Origin of the sequence: Chitinophaga sp. W3I9 (assembly GCF_050434025.1) — a bacterium.
Taxonomy (GTDB): Bacteria; Bacteroidota; Bacteroidia; order Chitinophagales; family Chitinophagaceae; genus Chitinophaga.
The window spans coordinates 6,835,640-6,856,227 of the sequence record NZ_JBNPWC010000001.1 but is presented as its reverse complement, the minus strand read 5'-3'; the positions used below and the strand labels follow the sequence as shown (position 1 = coordinate 6,856,227).

12 protein-coding genes are annotated in these 20,588 nt (G+C 48.2%); 6 read left to right on the top strand and 6 right to left on the bottom strand.

Annotated elements, in window-relative coordinates:
* The first annotated feature begins 22 nt into the window (after window positions 1-22).
* Window positions 23-832, top strand: a complete 810-nt coding sequence (locus tag QFZ51_RS27685) for a tyrosine-protein phosphatase (protein WP_429050657.1) — start codon at window positions 23-25, stop codon at window positions 830-832.
* A gap of 35 nt (window positions 833-867) precedes the next feature.
* Here QFZ51_RS27685 and QFZ51_RS27680 read toward each other — a convergent pair whose 3' ends face one another.
* Both QFZ51_RS27680 and QFZ51_RS27675 read right to left on the bottom strand, forming a co-directional pair.
* On the bottom strand, window positions 868-2,022 hold the full coding sequence (locus tag QFZ51_RS27680; protein ID WP_370908234.1) for an MFS transporter: 1,155 nt from the start codon (window positions 2,020-2,022) through the stop codon (window positions 868-870).
* 464 nt (window positions 2,023-2,486) lie between these two features.
* The gene (locus QFZ51_RS27675; RefSeq protein WP_429050656.1) at window positions 2,487-3,191 is read right to left on the bottom strand and encodes a porin family protein; all 705 of its coding nucleotides are present in this window, start codon (window positions 3,189-3,191) and stop codon (window positions 2,487-2,489) included.
* A gap of 544 nt (window positions 3,192-3,735) precedes the next feature.
* Between QFZ51_RS27675 and QFZ51_RS27670 the strand changes: the two genes are divergently transcribed.
* From QFZ51_RS27670 to QFZ51_RS27650, 5 genes are all read left to right on the top strand, one after another.
* Window positions 3,736-6,825: a SusC/RagA family TonB-linked outer membrane protein gene (locus QFZ51_RS27670; protein WP_429050655.1), complete on the top strand. Its 3,090-nt coding sequence runs from the start codon at window positions 3,736-3,738 to the stop codon at window positions 6,823-6,825.
* A 21-nt stretch (window positions 6,826-6,846) separates the two neighbouring features.
* Window positions 6,847-8,475, top strand: coding sequence for a RagB/SusD family nutrient uptake outer membrane protein (locus tag QFZ51_RS27665; RefSeq protein WP_429050654.1), 1,629 nt, complete (start codon window positions 6,847-6,849; stop codon window positions 8,473-8,475).
* A 9-nt stretch (window positions 8,476-8,484) separates the two neighbouring features.
* The gene (locus QFZ51_RS27660) at window positions 8,485-9,669 is read left to right on the top strand and encodes a glycoside hydrolase family 130 protein (protein WP_429050653.1); all 1,185 of its coding nucleotides are present in this window, start codon (window positions 8,485-8,487) and stop codon (window positions 9,667-9,669) included.
* A 16-nt stretch (window positions 9,670-9,685) separates the two neighbouring features.
* Entirely contained in the window at window positions 9,686-10,783 is a 1,098-nt protein-coding gene (locus tag QFZ51_RS27655; protein ID WP_429050652.1) for a glycoside hydrolase family 26 protein, read from the top strand.
* Window positions 10,784-10,882: 99 nt separating this feature from the next.
* Entirely contained in the window at window positions 10,883-12,958 is a 2,076-nt protein-coding gene (locus QFZ51_RS27650; RefSeq protein WP_429050651.1) for a hypothetical protein, read from the top strand.
* Here the strand turns inward: QFZ51_RS27650 and QFZ51_RS27645 are convergent.
* Genes QFZ51_RS27645 through QFZ51_RS27630 form a run of 4 tightly spaced genes read right to left on the bottom strand, consistent with a single transcriptional unit; the run spans window position 12,933 to window position 20,556 of the window.
* Window positions 12,933-14,405: a rubredoxin gene (locus QFZ51_RS27645; RefSeq protein ID WP_429050650.1), complete on the bottom strand. Its 1,473-nt coding sequence runs from the start codon at window positions 14,403-14,405 to the stop codon at window positions 12,933-12,935. The two genes, QFZ51_RS27650 and QFZ51_RS27645, sit on opposite strands and share 26 nt — an antisense overlap.
* A 2-nt stretch (window positions 14,406-14,407) precedes the next feature.
* Window positions 14,408-17,905, bottom strand: a complete 3,498-nt coding sequence (locus tag QFZ51_RS27640) for a molybdopterin-dependent oxidoreductase (RefSeq protein ID WP_429050649.1) — start codon at window positions 17,903-17,905, stop codon at window positions 14,408-14,410.
* 20 nt (window positions 17,906-17,925) lie between these two features.
* Complete coding sequence (locus QFZ51_RS27635) at window positions 17,926-19,215, bottom strand: MFS transporter (protein WP_429050648.1); 1,290 nt, start codon at window positions 19,213-19,215, stop codon at window positions 17,926-17,928.
* An 18-nt stretch (window positions 19,216-19,233) separates the two neighbouring features.
* Complete coding sequence (locus tag QFZ51_RS27630; protein ID WP_429050647.1) at window positions 19,234-20,556, bottom strand: alginate export family protein; 1,323 nt, start codon at window positions 20,554-20,556, stop codon at window positions 19,234-19,236.
* Window positions 20,557-20,588: the final 32 nt, after the last annotated feature.

Genomic DNA, 20,588 nt, shown 5'->3' with positions numbered 1-20,588 from the left:
CAAAAAAAATAACAAATACAATATGAAAAGAATAATGCTGGTACTGGCTATAGCCTTACCCATGGCAACCTTTGCCCAATTGACCGATAGTGCACAAAGAGTTGTGCGCATGCAGGGAGCGGTTAACTTCCGCGATGTAGGCGGATATAAAACAACAGATGGTAAAGAAGTAGTGTGGGGTAAAGTATTCCGCTCTGCTGATGTAAGCCACCTGACAGACCAGGACCTCACCGTACTGGAGCAGAAACATATTCATACCGTCATAGATTTCCGTGGGGTAAAAGAAGCCGCTGCGGCGCCGGATCATTTGCTGCCAAAAACGGATTACCTGTTATGTCCCGCTGGCAGCGATAGTTTGCCAGGTGCTGCACAAATGGGCGAAATTATTAAGAAGGGTAATTTCCTGGAGAAGTTTTATGGCAACACCCAATACCTGGGCGATCGTTATAAACCACTGTTCCAGAAACTGCTGGTGTTACCGGCCAATGAATCCATCATGTACCATTGCACCGGTGGCCGCGACAGAACCGGTATGGCTACCGCTTTGTTCCTTTATGCATTAGGTGTACCGCAACAAACAATTGAAGCCGACTTCACCGCCAGTAACGTATACCTATTGCCCATGAATAAGCGGATGTTCCAGGGTATGCAGCAAAGTACAGGTATGGATGAAGAAACCATCCGTAAAGCATTGGAACTGAAACCGGAGCTGCTGCACAGCCTTTTTAATGCTATTAAAGGCAAGTACGGCACAGTGGAAAATTTCTTTGAGAAAGAATTAGGTATCGGGGAAAAGGAGCGGGCGATCCTGAAAGAGAAGTATACTATTTAGCAGTAAAAGCGGAGGGGAATTCTCTCCGCTTTTACTTATTCCTTCATTCCTTTTACAAGGGCCACAATCGCTAAACCGCACATCGCCATAATGGCAAACGACCAGCGTAAACTGGTCGCCTGGGCCACTAATCCCACCAGTGGCGGCACTATCATGAATCCAAGATAGCCGATGGTGGAAATAGAGGCCAGCGTTTGCCCGCTGTTGGTGCTCTTCGAGCGTCCAGCCAAACTAAATACGAGTGGCACTACACATGCCACGCCCAGTCCGGCAAAAATAAACCCGATACCGGCAGTAACCGGATAAGGCAGCAAAATAGCCAGCAATAGCCCGCTGAGGATGAACCAGCCACTGTACAGCAGCATTGATTTAATACCCAGCCTGTTGACGAGCCTGTCGCCGATAAAACGCCCGGTGGTCATGGCTACCATGTATATACCAAATGCAGCCACGGCAGTGGATTTAGTGCTGCCAACAATTTTTTCAAAGTATAGCCCGCTCCAGTCATACATGGTGTTCTCCGTAGCCATACACGCGAAGCAGATCAAAGAATATTTCAATAATGATTTATCAGGAAGCGCAAAGGCCGCTCTTTTTACTGTTTCCCTCACCGGTTGGTCCGGTAATGTTTTTGGATAGTAATAGATGGTGAATACCAGTAATAAAACACTGATCATCAGCAAATGATAGGAAGGCGCCACGTTCATGGTCACCATCAGGTATCCAATAGCCGCCCCTGCGAAGCCCGCCACGCTCCAGATGCCGTGAAAGGTGGTCATAATAGATTGCGGGAACAGGTGCTGTACCTGTACCGCCTGCGAGTTCATGGAAAGGTTCAGCAGGTTACGGGCAGAGCCAAAACAAAATAATACCAGCGCCAGCTGCCAGATACTGGTGGTGAAACCCGGCAGGCTTAGTATCAGGTTAAACACCATCGCGCCAAATACCATGATCTTCCTGGCGCTGAATAGCCCCAGCAGCCTGCCGGTAATGGGCATTGTAAGCATCAGCCCGATAGGGAGGGCTAATAATACCAATCCGAACTGCGCCTCGTTTAAATGCAATTGTTGTTTGATAGAGGGTATCCTGGAAGCCCAGGAGGAATAACCTAATCCGGAGATGAAAAAGAAGACGGAGATAGCGATGCGGTATTGCCTGGCATCGGTTTCATTTTGAATATTTGCTAACATGATCTGCGCTCACACACCTGTTTGTGGCATTTGACGACGCAAAATTAGGCAAATCCGGGGAGAAATGGCCTTGGAAATGCAGGGGATTGTATTTTACCGTTTAAACAAGTCTTCCATCGTTACTTCGTTCTGAATGATTCCTGTTTTATATACATTGTCTTTGGTACCGTAAGTAGTCACCATTGTAAGGAACAAAGTCTTTTTTGTACCCGTCTTTTCCTTAAAGACGTGCAATTTGTTTTCTAATCCAGTATCTTTATCCGCAGCCATAACTATACAAATATACATACTTATGGCTGCAGATCAAAATATATCCGCAGCCATAACTGCTAAGATGCTGTTTTTTCCGCCAGGATGTGGGAGTGGCCGGGAGCCGCTGTTGCCTGTTCCTCCATGGCGGCTTTGAATGAAGCATTATCTCGGCAACAGGTACTTAAATACTGTTTATCTTCATTGATAAGAGATCACAACCTATACCCCACAGTAACAGATAAATTCCTGTTTTTATAATCCCGTTCGGAATAAGTACCCTCTTCCTTAATCTCCCCGATATTTATCAAACCCGGCTCATAGTTTACCCCCAGAGAAAACCTTTTATATTCCACCCCCACACCGGAGCTTATCCCGAAATCCGTTCTTGATAAAGGGTGTCGTGTATCCCCGAATGTATCCGTTGAGGTTTTTTCATAATCGGTTTTCCCGGACGAGTGAACTGTTTTGTTCTTTGTTACCTCTTTTCCCCCGATACCATAAGCAATATAAGGTCCTGCATTTATAAACAGCCGGGTACTGGAAGTAAGCGGGAGTTTATACCCGATAAGAAGAGGCAACTGAAGATAAGTTTGATTGGTTATTATTTTGCTATAGGTGATCGGCGCATTGCTGCCGCCAATCCACCTTTCAGCACTTTCGTGTATGGTCCCTTTGACGGTGAGTGAAACACCGGATCGTAAATAAACCGCATCCGACAGGTTGTAGTCTGTAATAAATCCCACCTGGAATCCGGGCTTACTCTTTTTGTCTCCAATAATATAGTTCACTGTTTCATGGGCATTCGACAGGTTAAACCCGGCGTTTACTCCAAACGTGAAGGGTTTGTGTTGTGCAGTCACCTGAAGAACTGATAGTAGTATTACGCAGGTTGAAATAAGTAATTTTTGGACACTCATGCTACAGTATAAATTTATCTTCATACGGGAATAGGTTTAAATCCAGCGCATTGTAAGCGCTGCGGAATAAAAGTAAATATTAAAAGTTCTTTTCCTGGAGAAAAAAAGGCGCTTCTTATCAAGGATGTTTTTCTTCCGCGTATGCTTAACATCATTATTTGATTGAAATAGTACAACATTTGGAAAAGAAAGTGTCATTAAAGTATTTTATACGTCCGTACTTTTAGTGTCCTGATAACACTCGTACGAACGTTATGAACAAAACTACTTTTACAAGCAGTACTTACGGGACTTCCAGCCTTCTTTGCCAAAGAAAAAAGCAATCCGGATCAGCACTGCATCATTTGATATTATATCAGCCGGGCTTAACAGGTATTACAGGTAAGCATAAGCTGCGGATTAAAAAAGTACCGGTTTAAATATCTCCTGAAGTCAGCCGGCAACCAAGCCATTATTCACATATAAAAACAGTTCACCGGAAACACCCGTTTCCGGAAAGGGAATCTTTTTGCCTATCTGTACTACACAATTTAATATGACCGTTATGAAACGATGCCTTCTTTTTATTTTCTTTCTCACGCTGATAGTACCACTGGGTACTTATGCACAACAGCAAACAGTAACAGGAGTGGTACGGGATGCCACCACCGGCATAGCTTTGCCGGGCGTAAGCGTACAGGTGACCGGCACTACTGCCGGCGCGGTAACAGATGCCACTGGTAAATACCAGCTGAATATCCCCGCTAATGGCACGCAACTCAGCTTTACTTTCATGGGATACCTGGCCAAACAGGAACCCTTTGCTGGTCGCCATACGATCGACATTCAACTGCAACCGGATACCAAAGCGCTTGGTGAAGTTATCGTGGTAGGATATGGTACGCAACGCAAATCCGATCTTACCTCTTCTATTACCAAAGTAGATCTTGCCGGTGTAAAAAGCGCACCGGTAACAGGCGTGGAACAGGCATTACAGGGCCGCGCCGCCGGCGTAACTGTTACGTCTGCATCCGGCGTCCCCGGCTCACCGGTAATGGTCCGCATTCGTGGAATAGGAACGGTAAATAATAACGACCCTCTCTACGTGGTAGACGGTGTGCCGGTAAGTGGTATGAACTATCTCAACCCTGCTGACATAGAAAGCATGGAAATCCTGAAAGATGCTTCTGCTACCGCCATCTATGGCTCCCGCGCTGCCAACGGCGTTGTGCTCATCACCACCCGGAAAGGTAAAGCCGGTAAATCACAGATCACGCTGGATGCATATTATGGTCTCAACAGTCCGTGGAAAGATTATAAACCAGCCGGCCGCGATGAATACCTCTACATGGTAAAAAATGTGTACGGCGAAACTACCGATCAGTATAAAGATGCACTGACACAGTATAACAAAGGATATAATACTAACTGGTGGAAAGAAACGGTGAAGAAGAACGCTCCTGTGCAAAGCTATAACCTCGGTGTATACGGTGGCACCGACAAAGTAACCTATGCCATCAGCGGCGGTTACTTCGATCAGAAAGGTATTATCGATCCCTCTGATTTTAACCGCATCTCTTTCCGCGCCAACACTTCTGCGAAAGCAAAAGAATGGCTTACTATCGGTCAAAACCTCAGCATCTCCAACGAACAAACAAATGTAATCGGTGATGAAATCCCCGGTATCATGGGCAACATCATTCCCTACGATCCGCTGATCCCCGTGCTGGACCCATCAAAAGACCAGAGCGATCCATACAGCAAATGGGCTACCTCTGCCACCGTATTCGGCAGCAGCCCTAAAGCGATCCTGGCAAGGGAAGTAGGCAAACGAAATACATTGCGGATGGTAGGAGATGTTTTCGCCAACGTAAACATCCTCAAAAGCCTCGTGTTTACTACCCGCTTCGGATTGAACATTTCCCGCGCAGATGAATGGACTTTCAGCCCTACTTATTATATGAAGCCGAGCGACCTGCTGGAAACGCCGCAGGCCAATTCTTCAAAGGCATCTAATAATTATTACAACTGGACAAACACGTTGAACTGGCCGGAGACATTCGGCCAGCATCGCCTGAATGTACTGGCCGGTATCAGCGCGGAACGCAGCCGTGACACCTATCTTAATGGCAGCAAACAAGGCCAGCTGGGCAACGAAGAAAACTACTGGTTCCTCGATGCCGGTAACATGAACGACAAAAGCGGCGGCGGCGCAGCGCGCTGGTCGCTGATGTCACAGTTTGCACGTGCCAACTACAGCTACGCCGATAAATATTTGTTCTCCGCAAGTGTGCGCCGCGATGGCTCCTCTAACTTCGGTACAGATAAACAGTTTGGTGTTTTCCCTGCCGTTTCCGGTGGTTGGGTGATCAGCAGGGAACAGTTTTTTAAGGACATCGACCTTGCCTGGCTGACCAATGTAAAGTTGCGCGCAGGATGGGGACAAGTAGGTAACCAGAACATTCCCAACGGCGCCTACACCACGTTTGTAGCCAACAGCCTGGGTCGTAACTACCTGCTTGGTAACGGTACATCCGTGGTAATGCCGGGCTACTCTATGGATAATCTTGGCAACGGGAATATCAAATGGGAAACAGCGGAGCAGTCGAACGTAGGACTGGAACTCGGATTATTTAAAAACAGCCTGAAAATTGAAGCGGAATATTTTAACCGCAAAACAAGGGATATGCTCATCGCTATGCCAACTGCCTCCATGTTTGGCGTGCCTTATCCCTGGGTGAATGCCGGTAACGTAAGCAACAAAGGCTTTGAGCTTTCCGCGAATTATGAAGGCGATGCTGGTGCAATACACTATGCTGTTGGTGGTAATATTTCTACCTATAAAAATGAAGTGCTGAGCCTCGGCGGTGGTCAGCCATATGTGGAAGACGTAGGCTGGCAACTGCGTGTACTCAGTTTCTCCAGAACAGCAGAAGGCCATCCCATCGGTGAATTCTATGGCTGGAAAACAGATGGTGTCTTCCAGTCGCAGGCTGATGTGGACAACTACAAGAGCAGCAAAGGCGAAGTAATCCAGCCCAATGCAGGCCCCGGCGATTTCCGCTTCAAAGACCTGAACGGCGACGGCGTGATCAACGATGCAGATAAAACCGCCATCGGCAGCCCGCACCCCAAATTTACATACGGTGCCAATATCAACCTGTCGTACAAAGCATTTGACTTTTCGCTTTTCCTGCAGGGCGTTTCCGGAAATAAACTGTTCAATGCCACCAAATATTTAACAAAGCATCCGCTTGGCTTTAACAACGTGGAGGCCGGCGCTGCCTACAATGCCTGGACACCGGAAAATCACTCCAACGAATATCCGAAAATGTCGGTGAACGATCCGAACGATAACTACCGCGCATCCGACTGGTATGTGGAAAACGGCAGCTACCTGCGCATCAAAAATATCCAGCTGGGATACACTTTGCCGGAAGCATTGATCAAACGCATGGGACTACAACAGTTACGGATATACGTAGCTGCACAAAACCTGTTCACCTTCACAAAGTATACCGGTCTGGATCCTGAAGTAGGCGCTTACCAGTTAAACAGCAGCGACCAGAATAAAATGTCGCGTTTGATGGGGGTGGATAACTACACTTATCCACAGGTGCGCACGATGCAGGTAGGTGCAAGTTTGAAATTCTAATAACTTTTTAACTGACAAGAAATGAAAAGGCTGATATGTATAGCATTACCGGCAGCACTCTTACTGGGCAGCTGTTCAAAAGATTTTATCAAAGGCGACGTGCCTGCCAAAACAGACGTCAACCAGTTCTATAGCAATGCAAAGGAAGTAAACATGGGCCTGATGGACGCCTATGATGCTTTCCAGGAAGAAGAATCACAACTGGCCCGCTTCGTATATGGCGATATGGCCAGCGACGACGCCCTGAAAGGCGGTGAAACCATTGGCGACGGCCCGGATATGGAAGCCCTGGTGGAATGCCGGCCACTGTCTACCAACGACTGGTCCTATAAGCTGTGGACACAATGTTACAAAGCCGTCACGAAAGCAAATATCCTGGTGGAGAGTATTGATACCAAAGCGGATTTTAAAGGAGATGAAACCACGAAGAACCGCTACCGCGCAGAAGCACAGTTCCTCCGCGCCCTGGGCTACTATTACCTGGCAATGGCCTACGGCGATGTGCCCCTGTTCACCAACGGCGTTACCAACTACACACAGGTAGATCCGAAAATGATGATCAGGAAACCGGTGGCAGATGTATGGGCGCAGGTGGAAAAAGACCTGACGGAAGCTATTCCCGCACTTTATACAAAACAAACCATTCCTTCTTCGGAGTTAGGGCGTGCTACGAAAGGCGCCGCACAGGCTATTCTCGCAAAGTCACTGATGTTTCAGAAGAAGTATGATGCAGCCGTGCCTGTATTATCAGACCTGGTAAAGAACGGAGGCTACCAGCTGTCGCCAACTTTCAATTCGCTGTGGCGTCCGGGTACGGGCGATTTCAACGCCGAAAATATTTTTGAAATCAACTATACCAATACCTGGAACTGGTCCAGCGATGGAGAAGGCGCTATCCGCAATGTATACGAATCATCCCGCAACACCTGGGGCTGGGGCTTTAACCAGCCAACACAAGACCTGGCCAATGAGTTTGAAGCAGGCGACCCACGTATCATTTATACGCTTACCTATTCCAAAGATATTTTCCAGGCAAAAACACCGGCGGAACAGGTGGAAGAAAAGAATTCCATCAACAACGTATATCAGTACCATTCCTATAAAGTGATGATGTTGCAGGCCGAACGCGACGGCATGACCACCGGCGGCGCCGGCATGAACGAAAAAATTGTCCGCCTGGCAGATATGTACCTGTTGTATGCAGAAGCACTCGTGCGGTCAACTGCCGCTAAAGATGTAAATACCGCCGTATTTTATCTCAACGAAGTACGCAAACGTGCCAACAACACACCTAAAACAGACCCGGTGCGTGTAAAGCAACAGTTTACCGTTGCTGCCAACCTCTTGCCAATGCGTGTGTATACCAACGATGTACAACTGCTGAAAGATATTGCACATGAACGTCGCGTAGAACTGGGCATGGAAGGCGTTCGTCTCTGGGATCTTATCCGTACGGATAATACCGTTGCACTGGATGCTTACTACAAAAAATGGGGCGCCAACGGATATGAAGCAAGGGGCGATCTGAAAGGAAAATTCTATGGTACCTGGATCAGCAAATTTGCCGGTGGTAAATATCCCACCTTCCCCATTCCTCAAAAAGAAATTGACCTGTCGCAGGGCAACCTGAAACAGACCAGTGGATATTAAATCATGTTTATGGAGTATACAATGAAAAACACGACCCTGCAGGTAGAACAGCTGCAGGCGCAATATGAGCAACTGGTACAACGCACCAATGAACCTTCAGGAACATACAATGGTATCTATAACCGGTATAAGTACCCCGTACTAACGGCAGCGCATATACCTTATTTCTGGAAATTTGACCTGAATCCGGATACCAATCCATTCCTGCAGGAACGTATCGGCATCAACGCGGTGTTCAATGCCGGCGCTATCCGGCTGAATGATAAGTTTTACCTCGTGGCCAGGGTGGAAGGCAGCGACCGTAAATCTTTCTTTGCCGTAGCTGAAAGTCCAAACGGTATCGATCAATTCCGCTTCTGGGATTATCCCATTGCGCTGCCACAGGTGGCCGACCAGGAAACCAACGTATACGATATGCGTTTAACACAGCATGAAGACGGATGGATCTACGGACTGTTTTGCGTGGAACGCAGGGATCCGGCTGCAGCACCGGGCGATCAATCTGCTGCGGTGGCGCAATGCGGCATTGTCCGCACCAAAGATCTCCGCTCCTGGCAGCGGTTGCCGGATCTGCAAACACCTTCCCCGCAACAACGGAATGTAGTACTGCATCCGGAATTTGTAAACGGCAGATACGCTTTTTATACCCGTCCGCAGGATGGATTTATTGAAGCCGGAAATGGCGGTGGCATCGGCTTCGGACTAGCAGACGATATTACCAACGCTGTTATTCACGAAGAACAACTGCTGGATAAAAAAGTATACCACACCGTATATGAAGCAAAGAACGGTTTGGGACCAGCGCCTATTAAAACAAGTAAAGGCTGGTTACATTTAGCCCATGGTGTTCGCAACACCGCCGCAGGCCTGCGTTACACACTCTATGTATTTATCACCTCGCTGGAAAAACCCACCGAGGTAATACATAAACCTGCCGGCTATTTCATGGCGCCGGAAGGCGAGGAGCGTGTGGGAGACGTATCCAACGTTTTATTTTCCAACGGTTGGGTAACAGACGAAGAAGGAAATATCTTTGTATATTATGCTTCGTCAGATACGCGTATGCACGTTGCCGTTACCACGGTGGATAAAATGCTGGACTACGCCATCAATACACCGGCAGATGGTTTTACGTCCGATAGTACCGTACAACGTATATGCGACCAGGTGAGTAAGAACCAGTCATTTCTGTAATGTTTAAATGAACAACATGAAGTTAAGAACCATCATCACTGCTGCATTGATGGGCGCCATACCGGCGCTCGCCCAGCAGCAGCCTGTCGATAAAAAGGCGACGCCGGAAACCAGGCAGCTGCTGCATAACATGTCGGCGCTGCTGGATAAGGGCGTCATCCTCGGCCACCAGGACGACCTGGCCTACGGCATGCAATGGGCCTACAAAACAGGCGAGTCTGATGTGAAAAGGTTAACGGGGCAGTACCCCGGCGTGTTCGGCTGGGAACTGGGTCGTCTGGAGAAAGACAGCACCCATAACCTGGACGGTGTTCCTTTCGATTCTATTGTGGTATATATGAAATGGGTATACGAAAACGGCGGCATCAATACTTTCAGCTGGCATTTCAACGACCCGGTTACAAAAGCCACCGCCTGGAGTACTGATCCGAACACGGTGAAAAGTATTATCCCCGGTGGTGCGCATCACGCGGCTTACAAAGCTTACCTGGATAAACTGGCCGTTTATCTTCATAAAATAAAAAATAATAAGGGAGAAGAAATTCCTTTATTGTTCCGTCCGTTTCATGAACATACCGGTAACTGGTTCTGGTGGGGCAAATCGTCCTGCACACCGGAAGAATTTAAAGACATCTGGCAGTTCACCGTCAACTACCTGCGCGATGTGAAACAATTGCATAACCTGCTGTATGTTTATTCCGCCGCGGATTTTGCTACAGAAAAAGAATACCTGGAACGCTATCCCGGTGATGCCTATGTGGATGTGCTGGGCTTTGATGCTTATTGTAATAAAGACGTAGCCTATTTTGTAAAAGATCTTAACAACCGGTTAAGTATCCTTCAGCAAATAGCCGCAAAACACCACAAAGTACCGGCACTCACGGAAGTGGGCAACATCAATACGCCACAGGCGGAGTGGTGGACAAAAACATTCCTGCCCGTACTGCAAAAGTATCAGATGTCTTATGCGCTCTTCTGGCGCAACGGGCCAAAGGAAGGCGCTTTCATACCTTACGAAGGTCAGGTGAGCGCAGCAGATTTTATTAAGTTTGCCACACAACCACCGGTCATTTTACTGAACCAGTTACAAGCAACCGCTGTTTATAAAAAATAGCAGGTTGTTTTCAGGACAATTATATATTTTGTAGGGGAGAGATGATTACCGTCGAGGTAATGATTTCTCCCTTTTTCTGTATTTAAACGTCCACGTGTTATGTCCTTCTTTAAATATATTGCCTGCTGTTGTTTTTTTTACCTGCCTGTAGCGGCGCAGGTGCCGGTTGACCTCCATGCGTTCAAGCCCTCCGAAGAAGTAAAGGTAAGCGTAGCTGATCAACAGCTCACCGCCGTGTGGAATGCAGGCACTAATACACAAGCGCGTATTGTACTGAACATGGAACAGCAAAATCCGCTTATCCGCAGCCTCAGCTGGAACGCCGGCAAAAAAGAATGGCAGCAGGTGGCGTCAGGGTTACAGCCTGTATTTTTCCTTACTACCGGTAAGCGCGACCTGATTTCACAAAACGGATGGAATATCTTCTTTGATAAAACGGATAAATTACCACGTACCACTTATCCGGTACAATTGCAGAAAGACAGTATAGCCGTTATTACAGATGGCTCCCGCACGGTATTACGGGTGGCAGGTGCTACGGCCGGTCCCTTTAACGGCGTGGTAGAAATAACCCTTTACAATGGCAGCGGACTAATGAATATAGCCGCCGTGATGACCACCCAAAAAGATTCCACTGCAATATTATACGATGCCGGACTAACGGCTACAGATATACCCTGGCAGCAAATTCACTGGTCCGATCCCAAAGGCATGATGAAGTCAGTGCCGGCAGTAGCGGGCACACAAAGCACCAACGTCGCCGTTAAATACCGCACCATCATCGGTGAAAGCAAAGCCGGCAGCCTGGCATTATTCCCCGCGCCGCACCAGTTCTTTTACCCGCTGGATAATTGTTTCAACCAGTCCTTCACCTGGTACGGAAATAATTATAATAAAGATGCACCCGGCTATGGTATCGGTATCCGGCAGGAACCGGGAGGAGATAAAAGATGGGTGCCCTGGTTTAACGCGCCTCCAGGCACGGCGCAGCGCCTTCATTTCTTTTGTTTGCTCAGTAACACCCCAGCAGGGCAAACGCTGCAGTATGTTCGCCGCTATACTCACAGTGACGTTTATGCGCCGCTTCCCGGATACTATACGATGAGCAGCCATTTTCACCAGGAGCATACCGCCGATGTGTTAAATAAGCTGCCGATGCCCGAAATTCCGGCTTTCATAAAAGCTTTTCGTGAAACGGGTGTGAATATTGTCCACCTGGGCGAATTCCACGGCCCCGGCCATCCGCGTGGTCCGGAAGGTGAACGCTTCCTGGAACAGCAAACACTATTCAAAGAGTGCGAGCGATTGTCTGCAGGAAATTTTTTATTGCTCCCAGGCGAAGAACCTAACAACTTCTTCGGTGGCCATTGGATGAACATCTTTCCCAAACCGGTTTATTGGGTGATGGATCGTAAACCGGCACAGCCTTTTGTAACCAATGATCCAACTTACGGGAAGGTATACCGTGTAGGCAATAAAGAAGAAATGCTGCAACTGCTGCAAACGGAAAAAGGCATGGCCTGGACTGCCCACGCACGCACCAAAGGATCAACCGGGTTCCCTGATAAATATAAGGAGGAAGCATTTTTTACCTCGTCCAAATTTATGGGCGCCGCCTGGAAGGCTTTGCCTGGCGATCTTTCACAGCCTTATCTCGGCAAGCGGGCACTGGATCTGTTGGATGATATGGCCAACTGGGGCCTGCACAAAACAATGATTGCGGAAGCAGATCTTTTCCGTATCACGCCGGAAGATGAACTGTACGGACACCTCAACGTAAACTATCTTCAACTGGATCGCCTGCCTGCTTTTAAAGAGGGTTGGCAGCCTGTGCTGGATGCCATGCAGCAGGGAAAGTTTTTTGTAACCACCGGTGAAATACTGTTACCCGCTTTTACGGTAAATGGGAAATCTTCCGGCAATACCATTGCCGCTGCAGAGAAAGGAATTGTGAAAGTAACTGCCAGCTGGACTTTCCCGCTTAACTATGCGGTAATCATCTCAGGTGATGGAAAAGAGGTTTACCGGGAAAAAATCTCACTGCATCAGACACAATCTTTCGGGTCCACCACATTTACATTTAATACCAATCTGGAAAACCGTAAATGGGTACGGTTTGAATTATGGGACGTTGCCGCCAACGGCGCATTTACACAGTGTGTGTGGATAAAGTAGCGGGATGTAAATCCGCTTCGTTGATCGCTTTAAATTCGTCCAACGGGGATGAACATACGGAACAGCAATAATCTTCCGGTAACTCACTGAAAGCAGTACCCGCAGGGATTTGCTGTTCCGGATCACCGGCATCATCATCATACACCGTTAAGCACACCTGGCATTGATGTACTATCCGTTCAACAGCGGCAACAGGCGCCAGCGATTGTTGCTCGGTTACATAATGCTGTAATACATCCGCCTCGCTTTCCCGTTCGTAAAAAGTTCTGCACAGCGCTACAATGTAAGGCCCCAGGTGCTCTTTGGAAACACCTTCGCGGTATAACAACAACTGCGCGGAGTTGGCGTTGTAACCGGCCGTATACAGAATGTCGTAACGCTGCATATACTTCAGCTTGCTGCCATGTTTGTTTTCCTGCTTACGGATCACCACCGTTCCAAAAAGACTTGCCGGGCGGTTAATCCTTACACTGAAGCACAAACCATAGGTGCGTACATCGGCCGTATCAAAGTAACGGATGATATGACGTTTCAGCACAAGCCCGTCTTCACAGTTGTCTTCCACCTGCCAGTTTAATTCATTCGCCGCATGGCGCACATTGATGCCATATTTCCCTAACACATAATCCCATAGCTTGCGGTGGGCCGGTTCAATATTTTTTATGATCAGCGACTTCCACGGTGTGGCATACAATTGCCCGATGCGTGTTTCCAGGCAAATGGTACATACTTCTTTCAAAAAAGCTATCGGGAAATCTTCATCCCGCCGGTAAATACCTAACCAGTAACTATTTTCGAACTTATTAAAACCTTCGTAGTATGGTAAATGGAAAGCCGGCAGATCAGGTTCCTTCTCCTTCGGGCGGCCAATATAGCTCGCTACTTGTTTCACCTGCTGGTATACTTCCTCGGGAGTATCGCCTTCGTTGATACTCTGCTCCAGTTGCTTGCTCATGGCAGCAATGTTATTGGTATAGATCAGCTCCGGCCAGGCGTACAGCTGCTGGCTTCCCGGCATGCGGATATACAGGTACCAGTAATGCAGGCTGCCTGAAGAGATCCAGTTGATATGCCCGGTGAACAACGGTACAAATGTTTGCTGACTATCGCAGATATTGATTTTCAGTGTGGGCGTATAGTCGAAGCCGTTAAATACATCTTTATAAATTCCTTCACTCAGCCAGCTGTCGTGGATAAAGATACCGGCAGCAGGATAGGAGCTCATGATATTAGGCTGGTCTGCTATGGGCAACTGTTTATCTGCGCAGTTCTTTTTAAAGGCCGCTAAATTTTTATCCGGTATATCCACCAGTAATTGTTGCCGTAAGCCAAAGCGCACATGTGTAGCCTGCGCTGCTGCAGCTGTTTCCAGCAGTTCCAGCAGGTATCCCGGTGAAATAATGCCACCGGTGAAATTAACGGGTAAAGTATGCGTGTGTTTAGCCATAATTATACAAGTGCTGCCACGGTTTTCTGAATCGATTTTTCCAGCAAGGTCTTTATTTCTGATTTGCAGCTGCCACAGCCCAAACCGGCGCCGGAGGCCTGGCAAAGCTGTTGCAGGTTATCGCAACCTCCTGCTATCTTCTCCGTAATATTTCCTTCGCCCACATTGCCGCAGGAACATATCAGCCTGCCAATTACCGGTGTTCCTTTCTTACCTGAACGAAGTAACTCCAGCCGCTTATCTGATAACTCGATCTTTTGCTGGATCAGATCCCTGAATTCTGCAAACTCCGATTTGTCGCCAATCAGGATGGCGCCCACCAGCCGGTCCTGGTGAATAATACATTTCTTATAATAACGTTTCGCCTTGTCAATAAAAACAACCTCTTCATAAGCCGGGTCTTTCGGTGTTTCTACCATACCAAGCGAACAAAGATCAGTGCCATGCATCTTCAGGATGTTCATAAACAGGGAACCCTGGTAATAATTGCTGATGTCGCCGTTAAGATAACGGGCCACTACTTCCGCCTGCTGCTCTGCAGCGGCAGTGATGCCGTACAGGGTGCCATTGAAAGCAGCAATCTCGCCAATAGCATAAATTTCCGGATCACTGGTCTGAAGATATTCATTCACCACTACACCGCGGTTGCACTCCAGTTGCGCCGCCTGGGCCAGTTCTATATTAGGCACCGTTCCTATGGACATTACCACCGCCTGGCAGGGAATGTACAAACCACTTTTCAGCTGGATGCCTTCCAGTTGATCCTGCCCGGAGAAACGGTTAATTTCATCATTGTAATAAATCTCAATACCCCTGTCGGTAAGTTCTTCATAAAGAAGCTGCCCGCCCAGTGTATCCAGTTGGCGGTCCATTAACCGGGAAGTGCGTTGTATAACGCCAACGTCTATATTAATTTCTTTGAGAGATGCTGCCAGCTCTATCCCCAATAATCCACCTCCTGCTATCATTACTTTCCCTTTGGAAGGATCTATATGTTGTTTGAAGGCATCTGCATCCATCCGCGTGCGCATGGTGAAAATGCCGGGTATAGGCGGAATATCACGCAGCGTGGCTGCCCGGCTGCCGGTGGCCATCAGCAGGATATCATACGTATGCACGTTCCCGTTACTGTCAGTGAGCAACTTATTGGTACGGTCGATATGCGTAATGCTGACGCCTCTGTGCAAGGTAATATTATAGGCTTTTTCTTCTGCACGGGTCATTTTTACCAGTTGTTTCCATTGCTGCGTGCCGCTGATGTAATCCGGAAGCATTACCCGGTTGTAAAACGGCAGGTCCTCTTTACTGAACACCACTATTTCATCTGAGGTGTTTAATTCCCGGTACGACTTTACAAATCCGCAGGCGCCGGCTCCGGCGCCTATTAGCACAATTTTTTGCACCGGCTTCCGGTAGCGTGCTACCTGTACCGCTGCGTATTTAAAATCCGGCTGTTTGGAAATCGGATCAAGCAGCGGACTAGTCAGGTTATTGGCGCGGTGAAGATCGTTTTGAAGGATTTTTCCCCAGTGCATCGGGAGGAAGACAACTCCTTTTTTGATGGTGGTGCTAAGCTGGGCTTTCACCCGTACCGTACCGCGTCCATTGGTAACGGTAACAATATCGTCTGCCGAAATGCCACGTTGCCGCGCATCTTCGGGATGTATTTCAAGGAAGGAGGAGGAAATATGCTGCTTCAGCTTACTTACCTTACCTGTTTTACTCATGGTATGCCACTGGTCGCGTATGCGGCCGGTAGTCAGTATCAGCGGCAGCTCATGGCTGAGCGGCTCTGACCTGTTGTCATCGTCAAAACTATGTATCACCGCCTTTTCATCAGGGGTGTAAAACCGGTGGTCGCGGAACAGGCGCGGCGTGCCGTTGCCCGATTGATAGGGCCACTGCACGCTGCGCTGCGCCTTTATAATATCATAGTTCAGTTCACTTACATCAATATTGGTACCGGCAGTAAGCCGGCAATGTTCGTCGTATATTTCTGATACATTCGTATAGTCGAACCCGTGATACCCCATTTTTTGCGCAAAGCGGCAAATAATTTCGGCATCCGGCAACGCTTCGCCAGGTGCATCATTTACTTTGGAGAGATAACTGATGCGGCGTTCTGCATTGGTCATGGTGCCTTCTTTTTCCGTCCAGGCTGCGGCGGGCAATACCACATCTGCGTAGCGCAGTGTTTCCGGTTTACTGGAAATTTCCTGCACCACCACGTACTTCGCCTTTTGCAGTGCTGCTTCGGCAAAGCGTGCGTCGGGTAAACTCACCAGCGGATTGGTACACATGATCCATATGGCTTTCAACCGTCCGTCGTTCAGTGCGGTGAACATCTCGGTGGCAGTAAGACCCGGCTTATCAGAAAGCTCTGTGCCTCCCCAGAAAGCCTGTACCTCTTTGCGGTGCGCCGGGTTGTTCAGCACCCGGTGCGCAGGCAGAAGATTGGATAAACCGCCAACTTCACGGCCGCCCATTGCGTTAGGCTGACCGGTCAGGGAAAAAGGACCGCTGCCGGGCTTGCCGATATGCCCGGTGATCAGGTGCAGGTTAATAAGACTAAGATTTTTATGCACACCCACCGAGCTTTGATTCAGCCCCATTGTCCAGAACGTCATGAAACCAGTGGCATTGCCAATGTAATCTGCTGCCCGGTGAATATTTTCTGCTGCAACACCGCAAATGGCTGCCGCTTCTTCTATGGTGCGTTCCATCACGGTATCCTTGTACTTATCAAAACCATTGGTATGCGCCTCTACAAAGGAGCTGTCGGTAAAGCCGGCAGTGATGAGCGCCCTGCCTATGGCATGATGCAATACAATATCGGTACCCGGGTTCACCTGCAGGTGCAGATCGGCCAGCGCGCAGCTCTGTGTAACCCTTGGATCACTTACAATGATCTTCATGGCGGGGTTGGCTGCCTTTGCGGCTTCTACCCTGCGCCATAAAATAGGATGGCACCAGGCAGGATTAGCACCTGCCACAAAGATGCAGTCGGCCTGCTCTATATCATCATAGGTGCCAGGCACTGCATCTTCTCCCAAAGCCATTTTATAAGCAGCTACTGCACTGCTCATACACAACCGCGAATTGGTATCTATATTGTTGCTGCCAATAAATCCTTTGATTAGCTTATTTACTACATAGTATTCTTCCGTAAGGCATTGCCCGGATGCGTAGAAGGCTACGGCATCCGGACCATGTTTTTTGATGATGGCTGCAAATACAGCAGCAGTTCTTTCCAGTGCCTGGTCCCATGTAACCCTTTGCCGTGGAAGGTTACGGTGATACCGCATTTCGGGATACAGCAACCTGTCTGATGTATCCATCACGGTATAATGCAGATTCATACCTTTGGAACAAAGCATGCCCTTGTTAACCGGGTGTGTTTTATCACCTTCCACATGCAGCTTGCCCTGCCGGTCTTTATGTACCACTATTCCACAGCCTACGCCGCAGTAACAACAGGTGGTTTTGAATGATGCTTGCATGCTAAAGGTTTTACAATGATTTATGATACCGCTACCGGTGTTCTTACCGGTGCTTCCTCGCTGGCAGGCTGCCGGGTAAAGCGTGTGAGCATTACAATACAGGAAATACCAATCACCACATAACCGATATACGTGAACGCCTGTACGTAGCTGATGCTGTCTGATTTAAACAGGAAGCCGAACATCATCCCGCCCAGGTTTCCCCCGGCGCCAACAATACCGCTTACCAGCCCGGCATTTTTTTCGTTAATAAAAGGCACAATCCCATAAGTGGCGCCATTGGCCATTTTCAGGAACAGTGCAAAGCTCAGCATCGCTATGATAGCTACTACCAGTGATCCTGCCTGCGCAAATAACAATAATCCGATTCCTTCCGCCAGCAGCATCAGGGCCAATAACCATCCTTTCCCTTTCATGCCAAATCTGGCGCCTGCCTTGTCTGAAATAATGCCTCCCAATGCGCGCGCAAACAGGTTCATAAAACCAAAGATGCCGGCCCAGAACCCTGCGCTGCCCTGCGAAAGTTGAAATGTATCCACAAAATGTAAAGAGGCAACGTTATCAAAAGTGATCTCCATGCCAAAACACATTCCGTATGCCATTGTCAGCGCCCAGATGCGCCAGTCGGCCAACACCGACCAATCCGTTTTATTATCTTTTTTATTATAACCAATCTCATCAAAATTTCCGTTAGGCGTATCTTTTGTATAACGGTAATACAGATACGCTACACCGAGCATCATCACTCCCGGCAGTATCATCGCATAGCGCCACGCTTCGGGCTTGGTATAACCAAAACCAACAATTGCGGCAAATATCACCGGCATCACCATGTTGGTAACGCCCCCGCCCAGGTTGCCCCAGCCGCCGGTAATAGCATTGGCGGTGCCTTTGATGGCAGGGGCGAACATAAGGGAGGTGTGAAACTGCGTAATAACAAAAGAACCGCCTATAACGCTGATGGCTAAACGGAACAGCATAAAGGAAGTATAGTCTTTTGATAACCCTACCAGGAATACCGGCAACGAACCTATCAGCAGCAGCCGGATGGCGGTTTTGCGTGGCCCCCAGGTATCACAGAGCCGGCCAATGATCAGCCGCGCTATGATAGTGCCGGATACGGAAGCAATGATGATATTACCCACCTGCGATTTGGTTAAACCAAGATCCGTGCGGATGGTAGGCATCAGCGGCGCCAACCCGAACCAGCCAAAAAAGCAAACGAAAAACATGAGCCACGTAATATGGAACGTGCGCATCTGTATGGTATCAAGACTGAATATTTTTAATTTTTCTAAAGGAGCAGCCATGTGTTGTGTTTTTACAGGTTATTTAATCAGGAATTCGGGCCGGATATTCACCGATATGTATGCCCAGTTACTGTTTGGAGCAGCGTTTTTTACATTTTTAACAGTAGGAGAAGACAGGGTAGCAGTACTCCAGAAGTGACTGTAACCTGCTTCCAGGCCTATCATTTTGGTAAGTGTGTAATTTGCTGTTACATCTGCTTCTGTTCCAAACTGTTTATTCATGCCCGTTACATCGGCTGCACTGAAAAACTCGTGTACGTCGCCGGTCAATGCCCAACGCGGTCCCGGCTTTAGTTTTGTTTTTACGTAATAGTCCTGTAATCCCTTATTCCCAAATCCGCTGGCCACATAGAAATAATCCATATTACCCCAGAACTTATGCGGGGTGCCATACAGCGGATCAAAATCAGGACTGGTATAATCTGCCCCGGCGCCGGCGCTGAAAGTTTTATTTACACTATAAAAGAAAGAACCGGAAAGTAAACTGCCGCTCACCGTTTGTCCGTTCCCGTTGGTACCAAACTGATGATACGCGGCAGCTGTATAGGTAAATTTGTTAAATGCCTGTGTGTAAAACAACCCGGTGGTCATACGGGTATTTACCGCGCCTTCATATACTTTTACGGCCACATGCTCTACACTGTCGATGTGGTATTTTGAAAACTGATCCGTCAGGAAAAGAAAAGATAAGTTGCCTTTGTTCAGCTTCCTGGATACATAAGCAAACTCCAGGCTTTTGTACATGTTGCCGCCATTGGTATTTGCGGTATAATTACCGGGAGGCGTGGCATTGTACACACTGCCGCTGGCATTTTCTTTATTCTGGTTAAACGCGGCGCCCACATGCAGGGTCCACGCATTACTTTCATACTTTAATACCGCTGCATCGTGCCGGCGGCCCTGCTGCAGCCAGTCGAGATTACCCAGCAAACGGCTGTCGTCATACACCAGTTCCTGGCGGCCGATCTTCAGAGAAAGGCTCTTATTCTTCACCACAGTATCTGTCAGCAATATTTCCGCCCAGGCTTCATGCAGCATAAACCCGTTATTATCCGGAGTGGTAGTACGGTTAATGGTGGATCCGTCTTGTCCCCATACGCGTACATCCTGTACTGTCAATCCCAGCTTGATCCGGTAAGCGCTGAATCCGGCCATTAACCGGGTGCGCTGGGAAGTAAAAAAAGCTGGTGCGGCGCCTTCAGGCTGCGGAGCGCCTTGTCCGTTACGTAGTTCGGTGCGGGTCCTGAGTTGCGCACCGAGTGAGAGCTGGGCATAGCCGTACTGCGATAACAGCAGTCCGGGAAGTATCAATGATACCTTGCCTGGAAACCATTTTTTCATGTAACTTTGGTTGATTTTGAATGAGCCAATCA